This is a genomic window from Nocardia vinacea NBRC 16497, assembly GCF_000308835.1.
In the GTDB taxonomy this organism is placed as follows: Bacteria; Actinomycetota; Actinomycetes; order Mycobacteriales; family Mycobacteriaceae; genus Nocardia; species Nocardia vinacea.
Map to the genome: position 1 here is coordinate 1 of NZ_BAGN01000308.1, position 689 is coordinate 689.

Genomic DNA, 689 nt, shown 5'->3' on the forward strand with positions numbered 1-689 from the left:
CACGATAGGGGACCCAGAACTGGGTCCCCTATCGTCGTTTTTGCACCTATATCTATGCCGTGTTCGGGCCCGACCGCCGACACGTGATTGAATTCAGGGGTTCGACAACCTCTGGCGGAACCTAGAAAGGGGCCACCGTGTCGGAACAGAACGACGGCCGGAAGTCTTTCCGGCAGGACGGTCCCGACCGCGATCGAGGCGGCGATTCTCGCGGCTCTTCCGACCGAGGTGATTCCGGTGAACGGCGCGGCTTCAAACGCAGCGACTCGACCCGGAGTGGTTCGAACGACCGCGGCGACTCCAATCGTCGCAACGATTCCAATGATCGCGGCTCCGGCGACCGCGGTGGTTTCAAGCGCAGCGGATCCGGCGAGCGTGGCGACTCCGGTAACCGTGGCGGCTACAACCGCGGTGCCGATGATCGCGGAGATTTCAACCGTGGCGGCGGCCGTGGCGGTTTCGAGCGCGGCGACTCCGGCCAGCGCGGTGATTCCGGTGACCGTGGTTTGAACCGTGGCGGTTCGGGTGAGCGCGGCGGGTTCAAGCGCTCCGGTGATTCCGCCGACCGAGGTGGTTTCAACCGTGGCGGCTCGGGGGACCGCGGCGGATTCAATCGCAGTGGCGATTCGGGCCGACGCGGCGACGCGGGCGATCGGGGCGGATTCAGCCGAGGTGGCTCCGGCGATCGC

At 66.3% G+C, this 689-nt stretch carries 1 pseudogene; it reads left to right on the forward strand.

Annotated elements, in window-relative coordinates:
* Window positions 1-137 precede the first annotated feature (137 nt).
* Window positions 138-689, forward strand: a pseudogene (locus ON44_RS33620) (hypothetical protein); the annotation flags it as partial.